General features: G+C 61.2%; 9 protein-coding genes. 8 read left to right on the plus strand and 1 reads right to left on the minus strand.

Features of this window, described 5'->3' with window-relative positions; translation table 11 throughout:
- Positions 1–30: 30 nt before the first annotated feature.
- From KGB25_RS13945 to KGB25_RS13980, 8 genes are all read left to right on the plus strand, one after another.
- Positions 31–1,089: a TauD/TfdA family dioxygenase gene (locus KGB25_RS13945; RefSeq protein ID WP_008032309.1), complete on the plus strand. Its 1,059-nt coding sequence runs from the start codon at positions 31–33 to the stop codon at positions 1,087–1,089.
- A gap of 11 nt (positions 1,090–1,100) precedes the next feature.
- The gene (locus KGB25_RS13950; protein ID WP_223435284.1) at positions 1,101–4,199 is read left to right on the plus strand and encodes a non-ribosomal peptide synthetase; all 3,099 of its coding nucleotides are present in this window, start codon (positions 1,101–1,103) and stop codon (positions 4,197–4,199) included.
- On the plus strand, positions 4,196–15,994 hold the full coding sequence (locus KGB25_RS13955; protein WP_223435288.1) for an amino acid adenylation domain-containing protein: 11,799 nt from the start codon (positions 4,196–4,198) through the stop codon (positions 15,992–15,994). Before KGB25_RS13950 ends, KGB25_RS13955 begins: the two co-directional genes overlap by 4 nt.
- 93 nt (positions 15,995–16,087) lie before the next feature.
- Complete coding sequence (locus KGB25_RS13960; RefSeq protein WP_223435289.1) at positions 16,088–17,053, plus strand: alpha/beta hydrolase; 966 nt, start codon at positions 16,088–16,090, stop codon at positions 17,051–17,053.
- 478 nt (positions 17,054–17,531) lie between these two features.
- A complete protein-coding gene (locus KGB25_RS13965) occupies positions 17,532–18,227 on the plus strand; it encodes a DUF1963 domain-containing protein (protein ID WP_223435290.1) in 696 nt (231 codons plus the stop codon).
- A gap of 56 nt (positions 18,228–18,283) precedes the next feature.
- Positions 18,284–18,736: a GNAT family N-acetyltransferase gene (locus tag KGB25_RS13970; RefSeq protein ID WP_207286023.1), complete on the plus strand. Its 453-nt coding sequence runs from the start codon at positions 18,284–18,286 to the stop codon at positions 18,734–18,736.
- A gap of 172 nt (positions 18,737–18,908) precedes the next feature.
- Complete coding sequence (locus tag KGB25_RS13975) at positions 18,909–19,577, plus strand: hypothetical protein (RefSeq protein ID WP_223435292.1); 669 nt, start codon at positions 18,909–18,911, stop codon at positions 19,575–19,577.
- Positions 19,578–20,195: 618 nt separating this feature from the next.
- On the plus strand, positions 20,196–20,351 hold the full coding sequence (locus KGB25_RS13980) for a hypothetical protein (protein ID WP_223435294.1): 156 nt from the start codon (positions 20,196–20,198) through the stop codon (positions 20,349–20,351).
- 149 nt (positions 20,352–20,500) lie between these two features.
- Here the strand turns inward: KGB25_RS13980 and KGB25_RS13985 are convergent, their stop codons facing one another.
- Positions 20,501–21,655 (minus strand): alpha/beta hydrolase, encoded by a 1,155-nt coding sequence (locus KGB25_RS13985; protein ID WP_223435296.1) that lies wholly within the window; start codon positions 21,653–21,655, stop codon positions 20,501–20,503.
- Between the last annotated feature and the right edge of the window lie 35 nt (positions 21,656–21,690).

Raw genomic sequence — 21,690 nt, forward strand, 5'->3', positions numbered from 1 at the left:
CGCCGCCGTCATCATTTTCTGGAGGGGTTTATGACTGTTTCAACCACCAAGTCCATTCCCAAAATCGGCCGCGGTGCGCGCAAGAGCCTGTCCACCGACCCGACCCGGCTGGTGAGTTTTGCGCCGATGTTCGACGGTGCCAGCATGCCGCTGGTGTGCCGCCCGGCAGTGCCTGGTGTGAGCCTGGTGGAATGGGCGACGGAGAATCGCGCCCTGATCGAAAGCAAGCTGCTTGATCACGCGGTGATTCTGTTCCGTGGCTTCCAGGTGGCCGACATCGCCGAATTCAACCGCTGCGTGGCGGCGATTTCCGACGGCGCCCTGGAGTACCTGTTCCGCGCCTCGCCACGGACCCAGATCACCGGTCAGTTCAAGATCTACAGCTCCACCGATTACCCGGCGGCGGAGAAAATCTTCCCGCACAACGAGCATTCCTATTCGCCGGTGTTCCCGCGTCACCTGTACTTCTACTGCGACACGCCCTCGACCACCGGCGGCGAAACACCGTTCGGCGACACCCGCGAAATCCTCGCGCGGATCGACCCGGCCGTGCGCGAGGAGTTTCAGCGTAAACGCATCATGTACGTGCGCAACTACGGCGACGGCATGGGGCTGCCATGGCAAACCGTGTTCCAGAGCGAAGATCGCGGCGAAGTCGAAGCCTACTGCGCCAAGATCGGCATTCAGGCCGAGTGGAAGTCCGGCAATCGCCTGCGCACCCGGCAAAACGGCCCGGCCATCGTGCGCCATCCGCTGACGGGCGAGCGCATCTGGTTCAACCACGGCACCTTCTTCAACGCGCTGACCCTGCCGGACAGCATCCGCGACAACCTGCTGCGTGAATTCGGCCCGCTGGACCTGCCGCAAAACACCTTCTTCGGCGACGGCTCGGCCATCCCCGACGACGTCATCCGCCACCTGCAAGGCATCTATCGCGACGTGATGGTCGAGTTCGCCTGGGAGAAGGGCGACGTGGTCCTGCTGGACAACATCCTCAGCGTGCATGCGCGCAACGAATTCACTGGCTACAGAAAAATCCTCACGGCCATGGCCATCGCGCAGAAAAGCGCCGACCTGGATCAGGAATAAGGACCCTCGACATGAACACCACCGCCCTCGAACCTTCGGTAGACGTTTTCCAGACTTCGGCTCAGCAGGCCTTTTATTTGCGCGCTCAGGAGCTGGGCGGACAGCCGCTGTTCGCCGCCCTGACCGTGCCGGTCGCCCAGGCTGTGGAGCCGCAGGCATTGCGCGCGGCACTGGATGAACTGGGCCAGCGCCATGAAACCCTGCGCACGGTCTATCGCCGTTTGCCGGGGATGAAATGGCCGGTACAGAGCCTGTGCGACGAGTTGCCGGTCGCGTTGTTGGGGCGCGTGTCTTCCCTGGATGAAGCGCTGAGTCGCAGCCGCGAAACCCTGGCTGAGGCGCCGGATCGGGTGCTGGTGGTGGCGCCAGTGGACACCACGGACGGTCAGCATTTCGTCACCTTGCTGGCGCTGGCCAGCAGCCTCGATGAAGCATCGCTGCGGGTGCTGTCGGCGGAGCTGGCGAGCCTGTTGCGCGGCGAAACACTGGCCGACAATCAGGAAGACTTGCAGTACCTGGATTACACCGCGTGGCAGGAAGAACTGCGCGAAGAAGACATCGGCCATCAAGGCGCCGCGTTCTGGCGCAACCTGCAACAGCAGTTCGCGCAGGCCCATCATCTGCCTTTTGAAAAGGCTGTTGAAGTGACGCTGGCTCGCCATCAGGCGACGCTTGATGACGCGGCATGGCTGGCTGATGTGCAACGGCTGGCCGCCGCTCAGGGCGTCGAAGCGCAGCGCGTGGCGTTGCTGTTGTGGAGCGCGTTCGTGGCGCGCATCGGCAATCAGGAAAAGTTGCTGATGGGCTGGGAAGTGGCCGGGCGCAACGAGCAGACCGAAGCGACCTTGGGGCGTTTCGCCCGTCGTTTGCCAGTGGCGTTCGATCACCGCAGCCACGAAACCCTGGCGCAAGCGCTGGCCTCGTTTGCTGGCAACGTCGAGCAATCGCTGTCCTGGCTCGACTGCCTCAACGAGTTCGAACTGAGCGCTGAAGTCGCGACGCCGCTGCGTTATGGCCTGGTGTATCAGGCCGATGCCGACGCGAACATTGAAGTGGACGATGCCAACCCGGAAGTCCTGCGCCTGCGGGTTCAAGGCGAACAGTTGCAGCTGTCGTGCCTGGCCGGCGCGGTGCCCGAGTCGATGCTGGCAGCGTGGCTGGAACAGTTTGTCGAATTCAGCCGCCAGTTGCTGACCTCGCAAGAGCTGACCCTGGGCCAGGCCACTCAGGTCAACGCGGTGCAACTGACCCGCTTGATCGAAGACTTCAACCCGCTGGCCGCCGAGCAAGTACTGCCTCATCGTTACCTGCAAGACCTGTTCACCGAACAGGCACGCCTGCATCCGCAGCGCATCGCCGTCAGCGTCAATGGCCAACGCCTGAGCTACGCCGAACTGGATGCACGCTCCAACCAGGTCGCCAATACCCTGCGCGCCCAAGGCGTGGCACCGGATGAAATCGTTGCGGTCTACGGTCAGCGTTCGCTGGAAATCGTTATTGCGCTGCTGGGCACGCTCAAGGCCGGCGCCGCTTACCTGCCGCTCGATCCGAACTACCCGATCGAGCGTCTGGCGTTCATGTTGCAAGACGCCGCTGCACGTCAGGTGCTGGCCTGTCAGCCGCTGCCGGAAGCGTTGCATGGCGAGCGGGTGATTTCGCTGATGCCGCAGGCCGAAGTCTGGTTCGCCTCACAAGAGCAGCCATCGCCGCTGGGCGACAGCGCCAATCTCGCGTACGTGATTTACACCTCCGGCTCCACCGGCAAGCCCAAGGGCGTGATGATCAGTCACGCCAACGCGGTGGCCTCGACCCTGGCACGCAGTGCGTTCTATCGTCAGCCGTTACGCGCGTTCCTGATGCTTTCTTCGTTCTCCTTCGACAGCTCGGTGGCCGGGGTTTTCTGGGCGTTGGGGCAGGGCGCGACCCTGTGCCTGCCGGACGAAGACAGCTACAAGGACCCGGCGCTGCTGGCGGCGCTGATCCAGCGTGAAGAGGTTTCCCACTACCTGACCTTGCCGTCTTACCACGCACAGATTCTGGAGCACCTCGACAGCCATGCCCTGGCGTGCGTGATCGTGGCCGGCGAAGCGTGCAGCAACGCCTTGGTCGCACGACATCGCGAGGCCTTGCCGCAAGTGGCGCTGGTCAACGAATACGGCCCGACCGAAGGCACGGTCTGGTGCTCGGCGTGGGAACTGCCGCTCGGTCAGGACGACGACACCATCCCGATTGGCCAGCCGATTCCGGGGATGCGCATTCACGTGCTGGGCCCGGACCTGATGCCAGTGGCCGTGGGCGTCGAAGGTGAGCTGTATGTCGGCGGCGCCGGCATTGCCCGTGGCTATCTCAAGCGTGCCACGCTGACCGCCGAACGTTTTGTGCCCGACCTGTTTGCGAAGCACACCGGTCAACGCCTGTACCGCACCGGCGACCTCGCACGCTACCGCGCCGATGGTGTGCTGGAGTACCTCGGCCGGGTCGATCATCAAGTGAAAATCCGTGGCTTCCGCATCGAACTGGGTGAGATCGAATCCGCGATGCGCAGCGCCCCCGGCATCGAAGGCGCCGCCGTCATCGCCCGTGAAACGCCGACCGGTCCGCAACTGCTGGGCTTCGTGATTTCCCCGGCCGACACCGCCGACATCCGCCTCAACGAATTGCGCAGCCACCTCAGCGAAGCGCTGCCGGAGCACATGCAACCTGCGCGCTTGCAGGTGCTGGAACGTTTCCCGCTGATGCCCAACGGCAAACTCAACCGCCAGGCCTTGCTCGACCTCGACGTGCGCCGCAGTGCCTTCGTCGCCCCGCGCACCGATCTGGAAAAAGTCCTGGCGGCGATCTGGGCCGAAGCGCTGCACGTGGAGCGGGTCGGCGTGCACGACAGCTTCTTCGAGCTCGGCGGCCACTCGCTGTTGGCAACGCGGATTCGTGCGCGGATTCAGGAAGAACTGAACCTGGCGATCCCGCTGAAGCTGTTCTTCGAGGGCGACACCCTGGAACGCCTGGCGGCGGAAATCGAGCAGTTCCGTCAGCACAGTGAACACAAAGAAAACGATGTAGACGCGCTGGAAGCGTTGTTCGACGAAGTGGATGAGGAACACACGCGATGAGTGTTGCACCGGACAGAATGATGACCCTGGCCCAGCGTTTCTGCGGCTTGAGCCTGGACGCGCGGCGTGCCTTGCAAGAAAAGATGCACGCGCAAGGCCTGACCCTTGAGCTGCTGCCGATCCCGCCAAGGGACCCGGCGGTCGACACGCTGCCGGCATCGTACGCGCAGCAGCGCTTGTGGTTTTTGTGGCAGATGCAGCCACAGGCGACCGCGTACAACCTGACCGGTGCCTTTCGCCTCAGCGGTGAGCTGAACCGCGCCGCGCTGGCGCAAACCCTCGCCGCGCTGGTGCAACGTCATGAAGTGCTGCGCACCACCTTCGTGTTCGATGAGCAGCAGGTGCTGCAAAAAATCCACCCGCAGATGGACGCGCCGCTGGTCGAGGCAAACGCCGCCGACGAGGCCGAACTGCATCGCCAGGTCGGCCTCAACGCCGAGCAGCCATTCGATTTGCAGAACGGTCCGCTGATGCGGTGCCGGTTGATCCGCCTCGACGCGCAGCAGCATGTGCTGGTGCTGACGTTCCATCACATCGTCACCGACGGCGGTTCGCTGCCGATTCTGTTGCAGGAATTCACCCAGCTCTACGCGCAACTCAGTGCCGGGCAAGCGCCGCAGCTACCGGAGCTGGGCATTCAGTACGCCGATTTCGCCCGTTGGCAGCGCCTGTGGCTGGAGGCCGGCGAGGCCGAGCGTCAGCTTGCTTACTGGCGTGAACAATTGGGTCGCGAGCACCCGCCACTGAACCTGCCGGCCGACCGTCGTCGCCCGGCGATCCCGAGCCAGCAGGGCGCCAGCGTCGAGCTGAATGTGCCGGCGGCCCTGGCGTCGGCTCTGAAAGATCTCGCCCGTCGCGAAGGCTGCACGCTGTTCATGGTGCTGATGGCGTCGTTGCAAGCCCTGTTGCATCGCTACAGCGGCGAACGGGACATTCGCGTCGGCGTGCCGATTGCCAACCGTACCCGCCAAGACGTGGAAAACCTGCTGGGCTTTTTCGTCAACACCCAGGTGCTGCGGACCCAACCCCATGCCGATCAGCCATTTTTGCAGTTGCTGGCCGAGGTCAAGACGGCGGCACTGGGCGCGCAGGCGCATCAGGATTTGCCTTTTGAACAGTTGGTCGATGGCCTGGATGTTGAGCGCAGCCTGAGCCACACGCCGTTGTTCCAGGTGATGTTCAACCACCAGCGCGATGCCGGCGGCGAACAGCGCTGGGACTTGCCGGGCCTGAGCGTCGAGCCGTTGATCTGGGATGAAAAGACCACCAAGTTCGAGCTGATGCTCGACACCGTGGAGAGCGACGACGGCATCCACGCCTCGTTCGTGTACGCCACCGAATTGTTCGACGCTTCGACCATCGAGCGTCTCGGCCAGCATTGGCTGAATCTGTTGCAAGCCATCTGCGCCGATGGCTCGGTCGCCTTGGCCGACCTGAACATGCTCGCCGCAACCGAGCAGCACGCCACGTTGCTAGACTGGAACCGCAGCGCCGCTTCGCAAGCCACGAACACGCTGTGCGCGCATCAACTGATCGAAGCCCAGGCCGCCGCGCACCCGCACAACATCGCGGTGACCTGCGATGGCGCGACCCTCAGCTACGCGCAACTGAACCAACAGGCCAACCGCATCGCCCAGCGTCTGCGCGAACGCGGCGTCGGGCCGGATGTGTTGGTGGGGATCGCGCTGGAGCGATCGCTGGAAATGATCGTCAGCGTGCTGGCGATCCTCAAGGCCGGCGGCGCCTACGTGCCGCTGGACCCGGAATACCCGCAGGATCGTCTGGCCTACATGCTCGCCGACAGCGGCACGCGCTGGCTGCTGACCGATTCCGCGCTGCTGCCGCGCCTGCCGTTGTCCGAAGGCATCGAAGTGATTTGCCTCGACCACGCCAGCGACTGGCTGAATGAAGCGTCCGTCGAGAATCTGCCGAACCTGACCCGCCCGGAAAACCTCGCGTACGTCATCTACACCTCCGGGTCCACCGGCAAACCCAAAGGCACCTTGTTGCCGCACAGCAACCTGACCCGCCTGTTCAGCGCCACCGAACACTGGTTCGGTTTCAACGCGAACGATGTCTGGAGCCTGTTCCATTCCTACGCCTTCGACTTCTCGGTATGGGAAATCTTTGGTGCGCTGCTCTACGGCGGCAAGCTGGTGGTGGTGCCGCACGCCATCAGCCGTTCCCCGGAAGAGTTCGCCCGCCTGCTGTGTGATGAGCGGGTCACGGTGCTCAACCAGACCCCGTCTGCGTTCCGTCAACTGATGCCGTTTGCCTGCGCCAATGCCCAGGGCATGGCCCTGCGTTATGTGGTGTTCGGCGGCGAGGCGCTGGACGTCGCGAGCCTGCGTCCGTGGTACGACGCGTTCGACGAGCAGCAGCCGTTGCTGATCAACATGTACGGCATCACCGAAACCACGGTGCACGTGACCTACCGGCCGTTGTCCCGCGCCGACCTCGACGGTGCCAACAGCTCGCCGCTGGGCGAGCCGATTGCCGACCTGCGCTGGTACGTGCTCGACCCACGCTTGAACCCGGTGGCCAAGGGTTGCGTCGGCGAGCTGTACGTCGGCGGTGCCGGTCTGGCGCGGGGTTATCACCAGCGCGCCGATCTGACCTCCACGCGGTTTGTCCCGGACCTGTTCGCCGCCGAGGCGGGTGCACGCCTGTATCGCACCGGCGATCTGGCGCGCTATTGCGCCGATGGCAGTATCGAGTACGCCGGACGCATCGACCATCAAGTGAAGATTCGTGGCTTCCGCATTGAGCTGGGGGAAATTCAGGACCGCCTGCAAAGTCACCCGGCCATTGAACAGGCGCTGGTGCTGGCGCCCGAGATCAATGGCAGTCAGCAACTGGTCGCCTGGTTCACCGTCACCCAGGACGTCGCCGATTTGCGTCAGGCGCTGCGTGAACATTTGCAAGCGGGGCTGCCGGATTACATGGTGCCGGCGCATTTGCTCAAGCTTGATCAGTGGCCGCTGACCAGCAACGGCAAGCTCGACCGCAACGCGTTGCCCAAGCCTGATGCTGCCTTGGCGCAGCAGGTTTACACGGCGCCGGTGGACGACCTGCAAGCCGAGTTGGCGGCGATCTGGCAAGACGTGCTCAAGCTTGAGCGCGTGGGGATCGACGACAACTTCTTCGAACTGGGCGGTGATTCGATTATCTCGATTCAGGTGGTCAGCCGTGCGCGTCAGGCCGGGATTCGCATCACCCCGCGTGACCTGTTTCAACACCAGACCGTGCAGAGTCTGGCGAAGGTCGCGCAGCGCAGCGCCGGTCTGCTCATCGATCAGGGCCCGGTGCGCGGTGATGTGCTGCTGACACCGATCCAGCACTGGTTTTTCGAGCAGGCCATCGAGGCCCGGGACCACTGGAACCAATCGGTGCTGCTGGAACTTCGCGAGCCGCTCGACAGCGCGTGCCTGCAACAGGCATTGGCCGCGTTGCTGGAACATCACGACGCATTGCGCCTGCGATTGAGTCAAGTGAATGGCGTGTGGCAACAGGCTCAGGCCGAGCACTGGAGCAGCGCCGAATTGTTGTGGCAGCGTCAGGCCGCGAACGCCGACGAGCTGCTTGAGCACTGCAACGCCGCACAGGCCAGCCTGAATTTGCACGATGGCCCATTGTTGCGCGCCTTGCTGGTGGACATGGGCGCGGCCAGTCAGCGCTTGCTGCTGGTGGTGCATCATTTGGCGGTGGACGGTGTGTCCTGGCGTCTGTTGCTCGAAGATTTGCAAACGGCCTACGACCAGGCGCTTCAGGCTCAACCTGTGCGCCTGCCGGCCAAATCCAGCGCCTATCAAGCGTGGGCGGCACGTTTGCAAACCCATGCGCAAAGTCCCGAACTGGCGAGCCAAGCGGCTTACTGGCAGCGCCAATACCACGACGTGGTGGTGGACCTGCCCGCCGATAATCCGCAAGGCAGCCTCGCCAGCCAACACGCCGTGAGCGTGGAAACCGTGCTCGACAGCACCTTCACCCGCCAACTGCTGCAAGACGCCCCAGCGGCGTACCGCACGCAGGTCAACGACCTGTTGCTGACGGCGTTGTCGCGGGTGTTGGGCAACTGGACCGGCCAGCCATCGACCCTGGTCAAACTGGAAGGTCATGGTCGTGAAGACCTGTTCGACGACATCGACCTGACCCGCACCGTGGGCTGGTTCACCTCGATTTTCCCGGTCAAGTTGACCCCGGCCAGTGATCTGGCCGGGAGTATCAAGGCGGTCAAGGAACAGCTGCGCGCCGTGCCGGACAAAGGCATTGGTTTCGGCATCCTGCGGTATCTGGCGCAGGCCGGTCTTGAGGATCTGCCGCAACCGCAAGTCACGTTCAACTACATGGGCCAGTTCGATGCCAGTTTCGATGAGCAGGCACCGTGGCGCCCGGCCCGTGAAAGCGGTGGCGCCGAGCAGGGCGCTTCGGCCGCGCTGGACCGTGGCCTGAGCATTAACGGTCAGGTTTACGCCGGGCAATTGCGCCTGAGCTGGACCTTCAGCCGCGACGTGTTTGCCGAGCACACCGTGCAGCGCCTGGCCGACGCCTATGCCGCTGAGCTGCAACGACTGATCGAACATTGCCTCAGCGGTGCCGGTGGCCTGACGCCGAGTGACGTGCCGCTGGTCCGCGTCGATCAGGCGCAGCTCGATGCACTGCCGCTGGCGGCGCGTGAGATCGAAAACATCTTCCCGCTGTCGCCGATGCAGGAAGGCATGTTGTTCCACAGCCTGTTCGCTCCGGATGCCGGCGCCTACATCCCGCAGATGCGCGTGGACGTGCAGGGCATCGACGTCGAAGCGTTCCGCAGCGCCTGGCAGCAGACGCTGGAAAACCATGAAGTGTTGCGCGCCGCGTTCTTCAGCGAGAGCAATGGCTCGCGCCCGCTGCAAGTGATTCTGGCCAACGCCACGTTGCCGGTGACCGTGCTTGATTGGCGCAGTGAAGCGGATCAGGCACACGCCCTGGACCGTCTGGCCGAAGACGATCGCCTGCGCGGTTTCGACCTGACAGCCGCGCCGTTGCTGCGCCTGACCCTGGTGCAGACCGCGCACGACACCCATCACCTGATTTTCACCAACCACCACATTCTGCTGGACGGCTGGAGCACCTCGCAGCTGTTCGGCGAAGTGTTGCAGCGTTACTCCGGCGTGATGCCGGTGGCGAGCGGCGGTCGTTATCGTGATTACATGACGTGGCTGGGCGGGCGTGATCGGGCCGCGTGCGAAGCGTTCTGGCTGGAGCAGTTGCAGGCGTTCAACGAGCCGACCCGTTTGGCCGGCGCGATGCCGGGACCGGTCGCAGGGCAGGGCGACGGTCATCGCACCGTTCACCTGAGCCTGGACCGGGCGGCCAGCGAACGCCTGAGCGGCTTTGCCCGTCAGGCCCGCGTGACGCCGAACACCTTGCTGCAAGCGGCGTGGCTGTTGCTGTTGCAGCGCTACACCGGCCAGCGCACCGTCGCGTTCGGCGCCACGGTGTCGGGTCGTCCGAGCGAGTTGCAGGGGATCGAGCAGCAAGTCGGCCTGTTCATCAACACCTTGCCGGTGATCGCCACGCCACATCCTGAGCGCACGGTCAGCCAATGGGTGGACGAGGTGCAGGCGCTGAACCTCAAACTGCGCGATGTCGAATACACGTCGCTGGCGGATGTGCAGCGTTGGGCCGGGCATTCCGGCGAGGCATTGTTCGACACGCTGCTGGTGTTCGAAAACTACCCGGTCGCCGAGGCGCTGGAGGGCGGTAATCCGAGTGCGCTGAAGTTCTCGGGTATCAGCAATCATGATCAAACCAGTTTCCCGCTGGCCATCGCCGCCGAGCTTGGCGAGTGCCTGGACCTGCGTTTCAATTACGACACCGCGCTGTTTACCGCCGAGGCCATCGACGGCCTGAGCAAGCGTCTGGTGGCGTTGCTCGATGCCATGGTGCGCGAACCGCAACAAGCCTTGGGCCGCCTGAGCCTGCTCGACGCCGCGCAGACCGAGCAACAAGTGCAAGGCTTCAACGACACCGCCGTGACCTGGCCCGACGTGCGCCCGGTCCACCTGTGCTTCGAAGCCCAGGTGCTGAAAACCCCGGACGCCCAGGCGTTGGTGTTTGCCGGGCAGAGCCTGACGTATCGCCAACTCAACCAGCAGGCCAACCGACTGGCGCACTACCTGCGCGCCCAAGGGGTCGGCGCCGAAGTGCTGGTGGGGATTGCCGCCGAGCGTTCGCTGGAACTGGTGATCGGTTTGCTCGCGATCATGAAGGCCGGTGGCGCCTACGTGCCGCTGGACCCGGATTACCCGCGCGAGCGCCTGGACCACATGTTCGAGGACAGCGGCGTGCACGTGTTGTTGACCCAGCATCATCTGCTGGCGCAATTGCCGATTCCGGCCGGGACCACGGCGATCTGCCTGGACGACAGCGCTCAGCTGGTCGAAGGCTTGAGCGACGAAAACCTGCCGTGCGTGGTCGAGCTGCAATCGCTGGCCTACATGATTTACACCTCCGGCTCCACCGGTAAACCGAAGGGCGCGGCCAACCGTCACGATGCGTTGTTCAACCGCATTGAGTGGATGCAGGGCGCATACCCGCTGGACGGTCGCGACACCGTACTGCAAAAGACACCGTTCAGTTTTGACGTGTCGGTGTGGGAGTTCTTCTGGCCGCTGATGGTTGGCGCGCGCCTTGCGGTCGCCGAACCGGGCGCCCATCGCGACCCGGCGCAGCTGGTGCGTTTGATCGAGCAATATCAGGTCAGCACCCTGCATTTCGTGCCGTCGATGTTGCAGGCATTTGTTCAGGGCGAGGGCTTTGAGCGTTGCGCCAGCCTGCGGCAGATCATGTGCAGCGGTGAAGCGCTGTCGGCGGATTTGCAGAACAGCCTGTTCCGCGTGCTGCCCTGCGTTGGTTTGTACAACCTGTACGGGCCGACCGAAGCGGCCATCGACGTGACCCACTGGACGTGCGTCGATGACGGCTCGATCAGCGTGCCGATCGGCTACCCGATTGCCAACCTGGTGACCTACATTCTCGACGACAGCCTGCAACCGCAAGTGGCGGGCTGCGTCGGTGAGCTGTACTTGGGCGGCATCGGTCTGGCGCGGGGTTACCATCGCCGTCCGGACCTGACGGCTGAGCGTTTTGTTGCCAGCCCGTTCAGTACACGGGGCGAGCGGCTGTATCGCACCGGCGACCTGGCGCGTTATCGCGATGACGGCGTGATCGAATACGTCGGCCGCATCGACCATCAAGTGAAGATCCGTGGCTTGCGTATCGAACTGGGTGAAATCGAAGCCTGCCTGTTGGAATATCCGCAGGTGCGCGAGGCGGTGGTGATCGCGCTGGATGTCGGCAAGTCCAAGCAACTGGTGGCTTACGTGGTCGGCCAGTCGTTGGTGCTCGACGGGCTCAAACAGCACCTGCGCAACGCGTTGCCCGAGCACATGCAACCGAGTCATGTGATGTTGCTGGAGCAACTGCCGGTGACGCCGAACGGCAAACTGGATCGCCGCGCGTTGCCGCAACCCGATCAGCAGGTTCGTGAATACATCGCGCCGCGCAATGCCGTGGAGGCGACATTGCAAGAGGTCTGGAAGGCGCTGTTCGAAGTGCCGGTCGGGATTCAGGACAACTTCTTCGAGCTGGGTGGCGACTCCATCGTGTCGATCCAGGCGGTCAGCCGTGCGCGCAAGGCCGGCCTGAGCATTTCGCCGAAGCACGTGTTCAGTCACCCGACCATCGCTGAACTGGCGACCGTCGCCCAGGCTGTGGACGCCGAGGAAGCCGCGCCGGTAGTTGCTGCACCGGCGCTGAAGATCGAGCTGAGCGAAGCGCAATATCAGGCGCTGGCATTGACGGCAGATGAGGTGGACGACGTTTATCCACTGTCGCCGATGCAGCAGGGCATGCTGTTCCACTCGGTGCAGGACGGCGACTCGGGGCTGTACGTCAACCAGATCGAAGTGGGCGTGCGTGGCGTTGACGGTCCGCGTTTCCGTGAAGCCTGGGCCGACGCCGCGCAGCGTCACGCGATCCTGCGCACCGCGTTCCTGTGGGAGGGCGACAAGGAGCCGCTGCAAGTGGTGTTGCGCAATGCGCCGGCGCTGCTGACCGAGCTGGACTGGCGCGGTCTGGATAACCAGGTCGAGCGTGTGCGCCAATTGGCCGCCGATGAACGTGAACGTGGCTTCTTGCTGAACCGTGCGCCGTTGCTGCGCCTGCTGCTGGTGCGTCTGGAAGACGACCGTTATCGCCTGATCTGGACCTATCACCACATCCTCATGGACGGCTGGAGTGTGTCGCGCCTGATCGGTGAAGTGCTGCGTCATTACAGTGGCGACGCACAGGAACCGGTGGCCGCCTATCGCGACTACATCGACTGGCTCGGCCAGCAAGTCGCCGAGGCCAGCGAAGCGTTCTGGAAAGACAAACTCAATGCCCTCGAAGGTGCCACGCACCTGGCCCGCGCATTACCGGTGAAGGCGCCGCAAGCGGGTTATCACGCGATTTACACGCACCTGAATGCGCAGCAGACCGCACGTTTGCAGGCGTTTGCCCAGCAACAGCAAGTCACGCTCAACACCCTGGTGCAAGCCGCGTGGCTGCTGCTGTTGCAGCGTTATACCGGCCAGCGCACGGTGACGTTCGGCGCCACGGTGTCGGGCCGACCGGAAACCCTCAACGGTTCGGAGAACATGCTCGGGCTGTTCATCAACACCTTGCCGGTGGTCAACAGCGTGCCGACCGAAGCGAGCGTCGGTGACTGGCTGCGCGAGATCCAGGCCTACAACCTCGACATCCGCGACTTCCAGCAAACCCCGCTCAGCGACATTCAACGCTGGGCCGGGCAGGGCGGGCAGTCGCTGTTCGACAGCATCATCGTTTTCGAAAACCAGCCGGTGGACCGCACGTTGCGCGAGTGGAACGGCGATTCCCTGCGTTTCGAAGATGTCTCCGACTTCGGCCTGACCAGCTTTGCGATGGACTTGATGGTCAGCCTCGATGAAGGGTTGCGCATCGAGTACATGCACCAGCGCGATCAGTTCGACCTCGCCACCGTTGAAGTGCTGCGCAGCCACATGGAAAGCCTGATGCAGCGTCTGTGCGACAACGCCGGGCGCGCCGTGGGCGAGATCGGTTTGCTGACGCTGGACCAAGGTCGGCAACTGGACGGCGAGCTGCCGACGCTGGCCGACGACCACGAACGGCCGGTGCACGAGCTGATCCGTGAGCGAGCGCGGCTGCAACCGGAGCACACCGCGTTGGTGCTCAGCTACGCCGACCGCGATGCTGAACACCTGAGTTATGCCGAGCTGGATCGTCGTTCCGACGCACTTGCGGTGCACCTGCTGGAGCAGGGCGTGCAGGCCGAAGACGTGATCGGCGTGTTCATGGAGCGCTCGCTGGAACTGGTGGTTTCGCTGCTGGCGGTGATGAAGTGCGGCGCCGCGTACGTGCCGCTGGACCCGCAATACCCGCAGGAACGCCTGCGTTACATGATGGCCGACAGCGACATGTGTTTGCTGCTGACCCAGGAGCGTTTGCGTGACACCGCGCAGCTTAATCCGGGCACGCCGATGGTCGCCGTGGATCGCTTGAACCTCGACGTCGAGGTGTCGGCGCCACTGCTAAATGTGCACGCGGAGCAACTGGCGTACCTGATTTACACCTCGGGCTCGACCGGCAAGCCGAAAAGCGTAGCCGTGGCTCACGGGCCGTTGAGCATGCACGTGCAGGCGATTGCCGAGCTGTACGAAATGGACCCGGGCAATCGCGAACTGCATTTCATGTCGTTCGCCTTCGACGGTGCCCATGAACGCTGGATCACCGCGCTGATCAGCGGCTCGACCCTGGTGGTGCGTGACAACACCTTGTGGACCGCCGAACAGACCCTGGCGGTGTTGCACCGTCAGCGCATCAGCGTCGCCTGCTTCCCGCCGGCGTACTTACTGCAACTGGCCGAACACGCCGAGTTGCAGGGCGGTAACCCACCGCCGGTGCGCATCTATTGCTTCGGTGGCGATGCGGTGCCGGACGCCACGTTCGAACGGGTCAAGCACACGCTCAAGCCGCAATACCTGGTGAACGGTTACGGCCCGACGGAAACCGTGGTTACGCCGCTGCTGTGGAAAATCGCTGCCGACGGTCACTGCGAGGCGATGTATGCGCCGATTGGCCGCCGCGTCGGCACCCGCAGCCTGCATGTGCTGGACATGGACCTCAATCCGTTGCCGGTGGGCATGGTCGGCGAACTGTACATCGGCGGTCGTGGCGTTGCGCGTGGCTACCATCGTCACCCGTGGCAAACCGCCGAGCGTTTCGTCGCCGATCCGTTCAGCAGTGACGGCGGCCGTTTGTACCGCACCGGTGACCTGGTGCGCCGCCGCGAGGATGGCGTGTTCGATTACGTGGGGCGCATCGACCATCAGGTCAAAGTGCGCGGCTTCCGCATCGAACTGGGGGAAATCGAAGCTCGTCTGCGTGAGCAAGTCGGGGTCAATGACGCGCTGGTGGTGGTGCGTGACGGCGGGCAGGGGCCGCAACTGATCGGCTATGTGGTCGCGGTTGAAGACGACGGCCTGGGCCTGCGTTGCCAGGCGGCCCTGCGTGAAAGCCTGCCGGATTACATGGTGCCGACGCAGGTCGTGGTGTTGCCGCGTTTCCCGCTGACACCGAACGGCAAGCTCGACCGCAAGGCCTTGCCCGACCCGACCTTCGAGGGCCGCGACTACGTGGCCCCGCGCACACCGCTGGAATGGGCGCTGGTCGAGATCTGGCAGCAAGTGCTGGGCGTCGACAAAGTCGGCATCACCGACAACTTCTTCGAATTGGGCGGCGACTCGCTGCGCACCCTCAAAGTGATCTCGAAGGTGCGGGCGCTGAATGAGCCGGGATTCCAGTTGAAACTGCGCGACATGATGGCCAAACCGACCATCGCCGGGTTGTCCGGTGTCGATGAGCAACCGCTCAAACAGAGCCCGGAACCGCTGCTGCTGTTGAACCAGCCAGTGGACGATCAACCGGTGCTGTTCTGCCTGCACGCCGGGTTCGGCACGGTGTTCGACTACGAACCGCTGGCCCGTCGACTGGAAGGCCAGCGCACGGTGTATGGCGTGCAATGCCGCATGTTGCTCGACCGCCAGTGGCACGACACTTCGCTGCAGCAAATGGCTGCGGACTACGTCGAGGCGATCCGCCGCAAGCAACCGCAAGGCCCGTATCACTTGCTGGGCTGGTCGTTGGGCGGGGCGTTGGCGTTGATGGTCGGCGACCTGCTTGAACAACAGGGCCAGCGTGTGGCATTCGTCGGCCTGGTGGACAGCTTTGTGCCTACCCAGGCCAACGCTGTCGCCAGTGTTGATGAGTGGCGGGCGGACCTGCGCGAGTTCCTCGGTGCAACCTTGAGCATGGACAGCGAAGCCATTGCCCAGGCATTGAGTGCCGAAACCACGGGTGATCAGGACGCTGTCGCGCGGATCATTCGCACGGTGATCGACACCGAAGGCGAACAGGCCAGCGGTTACGCATTGCTGGGGGCCGATGAGTTGGCGCAGACGTTCATGGTCAGCATGCGCTTGAAGGCGCTGTCGCGGCAGGTCGAGACCTTGCCGCTGCCGCGCGCCGAACTGTGCTGCTGGTGGGCCGATGGCAACCCGACGGCCGAACGCGCGACGCTGGAGCGTCAGCAACCACGGCTGCGCAAAGTGCAAACCGTCGCCGCCAGCCACTTCGATATCCTGCAACGGGATGAATGCCTGAGCGCCGTGGTGACGGCACTTGGTCGCGAGGTGGTGGTGCAGGACTAAGGTTTTACCGCGCCAAAACAAGCTCGCCCTAATGAACGGCCCTCACGGTTCGTTTATAGGGCGAGCTTTTTTATTTTTTGGAGACCACCGCCCATGGCACTGCACCCGGACATCGAAGGTTTTCTAGAGCTGGCCGAGTTCGGCCGCCTCACCGGCAAAAGCCTGCCCATGCACGAGCTGGACCCGACCGAAGCGCGCCAGCAATTCGAACAAACCTCGCAGCTGCTCGACGCCGCACCGATGGGCGCGCTGACCGTGACTGCGGTCAGCATTCCGGCCCGCGACGGTCATCTGCTCAATGCGCGCCTCTATGCTCGACCATCACTGGGCACGCAGGAGCGCCCGGTGCTGCTGTACTTTCATGGCGGCGGTTACGTGGTCGGCAGCCTCGACTCCCATGACACCCTGTGCCGCCGACTGGCGCTGACGGGTGGTTTTGCGGTGCTGTCGGCGGATTATCGACTGGCCCCGGAACACCGTTTTCCTGTCGCCTACGAGGATGCCGAAGACGTGACGCACTGGCTCGCCACCACCGGCGCCGGTGCCCTCGGGCTGGACCCTGCACGTATCGCATTGGCGGGAGACAGCGTCGGCGGCAGCCTGGTGGCTTCCTTGTCAATTGCTATCGCCCAGGACCCACAGGCCTGGCTGCTCACGCCACGGCTGCAAGTGCTGTTGTACCCGGTGATCGACGCCGTGGAAAAACGTCCGTCGCTTGCACGTTTCGCCGAAGGCTACCTGCTGGAAGCGACCACGCTGGAATGGTTCTATCAGCAGTATCAACGCAGCATTGATGATCGCCGCGACTGGCGCTTTTCCCCGTTGTTCGCCGAGACCCTGCAAGGGCTGACACCGACCGTACTGTGGCTGGCCGAATACGATCCGTTGCTGGATGAAGGCCTGGCCTGGGCCGAAAAATTGCGTGCCGCCGGACAACCCGTAGTGCTGGACGTGAAAGCCGGAATGACCCACGACTTCGCACGGATGGGGGAGATGGTCCAGGAAGTACCGGCGATGCTGGAGCAACTGGCGGCGCAGATCACTGAAAGCCTGGGTTGATGCGTGAGATGTAGGAGCCGGCTTGCCGGCGATGGCCCCGCCGCGGTGAACCAGACAAACCGTGTCGCCTGCATCGCCAGCAAGCCGGCTCCTACAACCTACGCAATTCCTGTAGGAGCCGGCTTGCCGGCGATGGCATCACCGCGGTGAACCAGACAAACCGTGTCGCCTGCATCGCCAGCAAGCCGGCTCCTACAACCTACGCAATTCCTGTAGGAGCCGGCTTGCCGGCGATGGCCCCGCCGCGGTGAACCAGACAAACCGTGTCGCCCGGATCGCCTGTAGGAGCCGGCTTGCTGGCGATAAACGATAACGCGGTCTGACTGACCGCCTACCGCGCCATTCACCGGCTTCCTACACCCGAGGTAAAACGCGAAAATTCCGGGGAAATTTCCGACATCTTTTTAGGGTTGGCGCTCGGACGTCCGACGTATAGCGTTGTGGCTCCCTGCAGTTGGCAATGGAGTGATGTACCGGTATGAACATCCAGGAAATCAAAAGACGCTTGGCCAGACCCGCCACAAAATTCATCGCCGGCGGATTTCGTCCCACCCATACGGATGACGAAAGCTGGCTTGGAAACGTATTCCTGTTTCGCCCGGATGAATGCGTCCCGAGAAACGACGCCGGAGCTGAACTGCATCCCTTTGCACAATTCCACCTCACCAGCCTGCCGTTTAACAGTCCGGCGCTGGACGGCGTTCGCGTCCTTACCTTGTTTGTTTCCAGTCCCTTGCCGGAAGCGCTGGACCCGATGGGGAACAACTGGCTGATCAGGGAGTACGGATTTGACGATGTACTTGTCCGCAAAGAGCTGCCGGTTGCAGGCTCATACCTCAAGCCCTTTCCGTTGCTGGCCGAACGGGTCGCAGAGGACTTTCCACTGTGGGATGGCGGTGGCGCACCGGCGGACCTTGAAGAGGAAATTTGCAGCCTTCAGCGGACGGGCGAGATAGAAAGCTACTCAGACCTCGTGACTCACACCTACGAACACAAGATTGGCGGCTACCCCTCATTCTGCCAGTCCGGCGTGGACCTCGGTGATGATTTTGAATTCGTGTTCCAGATTTCCTCCGACACGAAAATCAACCTGAACGTGGTGGATTGCGGGAGCCTGATGTTCTGGAAGAGCAAAAGTACGGGGGAGTGGGTGCTTTACTATGACTTCTACTAGGTAGGCCGGATGCATCCCTTTACGATCAGCCGACCATGCGGAAGGATTTTACTCAAATGGACTGCCTGATCCGAATCGCCACACGCGAAGATGCAATCGCCATAAGCCGGGTCGTGATTGGCGCACTACGTGAAACCAATGCCCGTGACTACACGCCAGCAGTCATTGAACAGGTGGAGCAAAGCTTCTCCCCGCAAGCCATCCTTTGCTTGCTGACTCAGCGTCAGGTCTACGTGGCAACAATCGACGATCATGTCGTTGCAACCGCCAGCCTTGATCAGGACGTTGTTCGAAGCGTATTCGTCGATCCACTCCATCAAGGGCAGGGCTTCGGAAAGCAGTTGATGACGATGATCCAGTCAACCGCTGTCAGTAGGGGCGTCAAACGACTGCGCGTTCCTTCTTCAATAACCGCAGAAGGCTTTTACGCATCGCTTGGATTCAAGAAAGTCCGAGACGAATTTCAAGGTGCCGAGCGCACGATCATCATGGAGCTGATGTTGGAGTAGTAGCGTGTTTCTACGAGTTACTACCGTCAATTGTTGTGTTTCATGTCTTCCAATAGGCATTATTCGCGCTTAACTTCCAGTCAAAAAATGGATTTTTATGCGAACCAACCGAGTGCCAGTCGTCGACGTATTCAGGTCTCCGTATGAAGTAAGGTCCCAGCAAAAGCTAACGATGGAGGAGGAACTTTCCTACCTTCGCTTGCATGGCTGCCGAGCCAGTCCCCCAGACAAATTTGTCAAAGAAATCAATTCGGCACGACTGGCGGCCCTGCATGTAGCAGAGGCTTTGGACAATCGCCTGGAAGATCATATCCACAGCGTTCTAAACGATAACCCTGCTTTGGCAGGTATCAGGCGTCTAATGCCAAATTCAACTCCTCCGGCATTGGCACGTTACCAGTCTGATTATCCAAAATATGATCCTTTGGAAGTAGATAGGGAGATACGGGCTCACGGCGTGATTCTGGGTGAAGGGCAATTTCTGTTTCATGGCGGATGCTGGCCAACCGAGCGTGATGTGTTTGTGACAGATCGACCGTTTTCTACAAGCTTCTGCCCGCAGATAGCGCTGGGAAACGCTAGTTGGTCTGGGAAAGCTTACGATGTGGGCCATATTGATTTGATGGTTGTAAGGGTTACGGGGGCTGAAACTGAAGCTTATCTCTATGGTCCGGACGGAGATTTGGGGCACGAGAAGGAAGTGGTTTTTGCGGAAGGCGCCGAGCTACGCTTTTTAAGTCGCAAGTTGGCCGGAAGCAAAATGGTAGCAACAATGGGTGCCAACACGCTGTACGCTGAAAAAAAGGTTCCGGTCTACGTAATCGAAGCGGAGATCTCTTAAATTGTGCTGACCTTGCTGGTGCGTGGGGCACGCCCCTGCAACGACAGCAATCCCATTCGATTTGATTGGCGATCATCAATACCGGAGGTCACAATCTTCCCTTGATGAATATCCCCCATGATTGGGTGATGGCGCATATGTGAGCGCTCATCGAATCAAAGCACAACAAGCGCGATGCCGGTTGAGTGAAGGTTACGAAGCGCAGACTGCATTCCATCTTCCCCATAAAAAATCGCTGAAACGGACAAAGACGATCATGAAACCGCTTTACGCATGCTCCCTTCTATTACTGGTCGCAGGCTGCGTGCAGACCCCGCAGTACGTGGTCCCCGCCAACGTCCCCCAAGCGCTGATCCGCAGTGAAATGGACGTGACCAACAACCGTCGTAACGGCGCGGTTCTTTCGCAAGCCCCAGCTATGGATTGCAAGTTCGGGAGGTCGGTGGCGGTGACACCTGGGAGTCAATTGTTCTCAGTCGATAACATGGCAACCCGCCCCGAAGGTTTCGCGCTATCGAAGCGGGCAAACCGCTGCACCTGGTTTTGCAGGGCTGGGCCAGTGGCAATCGACGGTGCACAGTCGATTTCGTCACCGAGTTCACACCGGGGGCCCACTACGTGATCAAGGGCGGCATCGCCGACGGCCCGGATGAAATCGGCGGCTGCAAACTCAGCATCTTTAATCTGGATATCGGGGGCCGAGTCATTCAAGCCAAGCCGTCGCAAATGGCCAACGGTTGTGCTCTGGATCGGTTGCTGTCGTCGGCACTTTGATTATCGATTCTCGATGCCAACGGCCCAATCCATGACGCCAAACAGCATGAATGGGTGGTTGTGCGGTTCATATATTCCGCCAATCCGCTTTACGATCAGCCAGCCAGAATCTTGAGGTTGCCATGTCTTGAAAAAGCAAGTAAAGACACTTAAGGAGTAAAACGCCAATAGATTCCGTTAGTGTCATTGATCTTGGAAAGATTTCGACGCTTATCTGCTCGTGCCCCCGTGTTTATTATGTTGTAGATGTCATAAATTAACGTGGTTGAGTCGCCGTAATAAGAGTGGCTGAGAAAATCTGTTTTAATCAGGCTGGCATCGACGGTGTCAATACCTGGCATTACAATAAGATTGTCTGAGATATACCCGGCTCGCGGGTAGTTGTGATATGTCTTGGATGCGAGTAAAGCCATGTCTTTATCTGAGGCATACATCGTGACAGGCCATTTTGCTGACTCAATACCAGGAACAATTTCATCCGCAAATACGTCAGAATCTATATCAGGAGCTGCCAGTATCACTTCTTTTATTTTAGCCCTGAGCTCTGGGTGTTGAACGTTAAGGGTGACAAGGCCAGCTGCAACTGCCCGGTTACCCATGCTATGAGCAATCAAATACACCCCTTTGACGTTGGGGTTTTTGAGGTAGTCGACCAAAAAATTATAGTATTTTGTCTTCGCCGCTTCTGCAGCTGCCTCGTCAGGTACATAGTTTTTCGGGTTTCCAGCCGAAGGCCAACTGTAGAAAGCCGGTACCCCCTTGAAATCCAGATCGTATGCCATCTGGGCTGTGCGTTTCGCGGCGTCCTCGAACGAAACATTATATCCGTGCACGTAAATGAAAGTTGTTCCGTTTTCTTTTAGTCGATGACTAATAAGCTTTTCAAATTCTGCCTTGGTAACAACGCCTCCACCTACAATAGATACATGCTTCTCGGGATCTTCTGTCCATTCAAGTTTAAACCATGAGGGGGACTCGATAATTCCTGTTTTATGGTTGAAGGGGATTTTTACATGGCAATATCCATAAACTAGAGACTTGCCTCGTTTTTTACCTAAAGAATCTACGCAGCCATAATCGGAAATTATGTTTCGATTACTGGCAAAAAAAACAGTGACGATTCCGGTCATTTTATCGACGAACTCATTATGAGTCTCATCAATGGAAGACGGTGGGGGCTCCTCAACAGATACAGCGGGAACTGGTTCTGGTGGCGGTTCATCTACAGGCGCTACAAGGGCGGCGCTGCAAGCCGTTAAAAAAGTCAGTGCAGTAACTAGCATTGAACGTGCGATAGCTTCCATTCGTATCGGTCTCATGCTGATGTGGCTCAAGGATG

It is taken from the genome of Pseudomonas sp. BF-RE-21 (genome assembly GCF_019947305.1).
GTDB lineage: Bacteria > Pseudomonadota > Gammaproteobacteria > Pseudomonadales > Pseudomonadaceae > Aquipseudomonas > Aquipseudomonas migulae.

Coding starts and splice junctions, on each gene's coding strand:
- KGB25_RS13945 (WP_008032309.1), top strand. CDS start 31: ATGACTGTTTCAACCACCAAGTCCATTCCCAAAATCGGCCGCGGTGCG.
- KGB25_RS13950 (WP_223435284.1), top strand. CDS start 1,101: ATGAACACCACCGCCCTCGAACCTTCGGTAGACGTTTTCCAGACTTCG.
- KGB25_RS13955 (WP_223435288.1), top strand. CDS start 4,196: ATGAGTGTTGCACCGGACAGAATGATGACCCTGGCCCAGCGTTTCTGC.
- KGB25_RS13960 (WP_223435289.1), top strand. CDS start 16,088: ATGGCACTGCACCCGGACATCGAAGGTTTTCTAGAGCTGGCCGAGTTC.
- KGB25_RS13965 (WP_223435290.1), top strand. CDS start 17,532: ATGAACATCCAGGAAATCAAAAGACGCTTGGCCAGACCCGCCACAAAA.
- KGB25_RS13970 (WP_207286023.1), top strand. CDS start 18,284: ATGGACTGCCTGATCCGAATCGCCACACGCGAAGATGCAATCGCCATA.
- KGB25_RS13975 (WP_223435292.1), top strand. CDS start 18,909: ATGGAGGAGGAACTTTCCTACCTTCGCTTGCATGGCTGCCGAGCCAGT.
- KGB25_RS13985 (WP_223435296.1), bottom strand. CDS start 21,655: ATGGAAGCTATCGCACGTTCAATGCTAGTTACTGCACTGACTTTTTTA.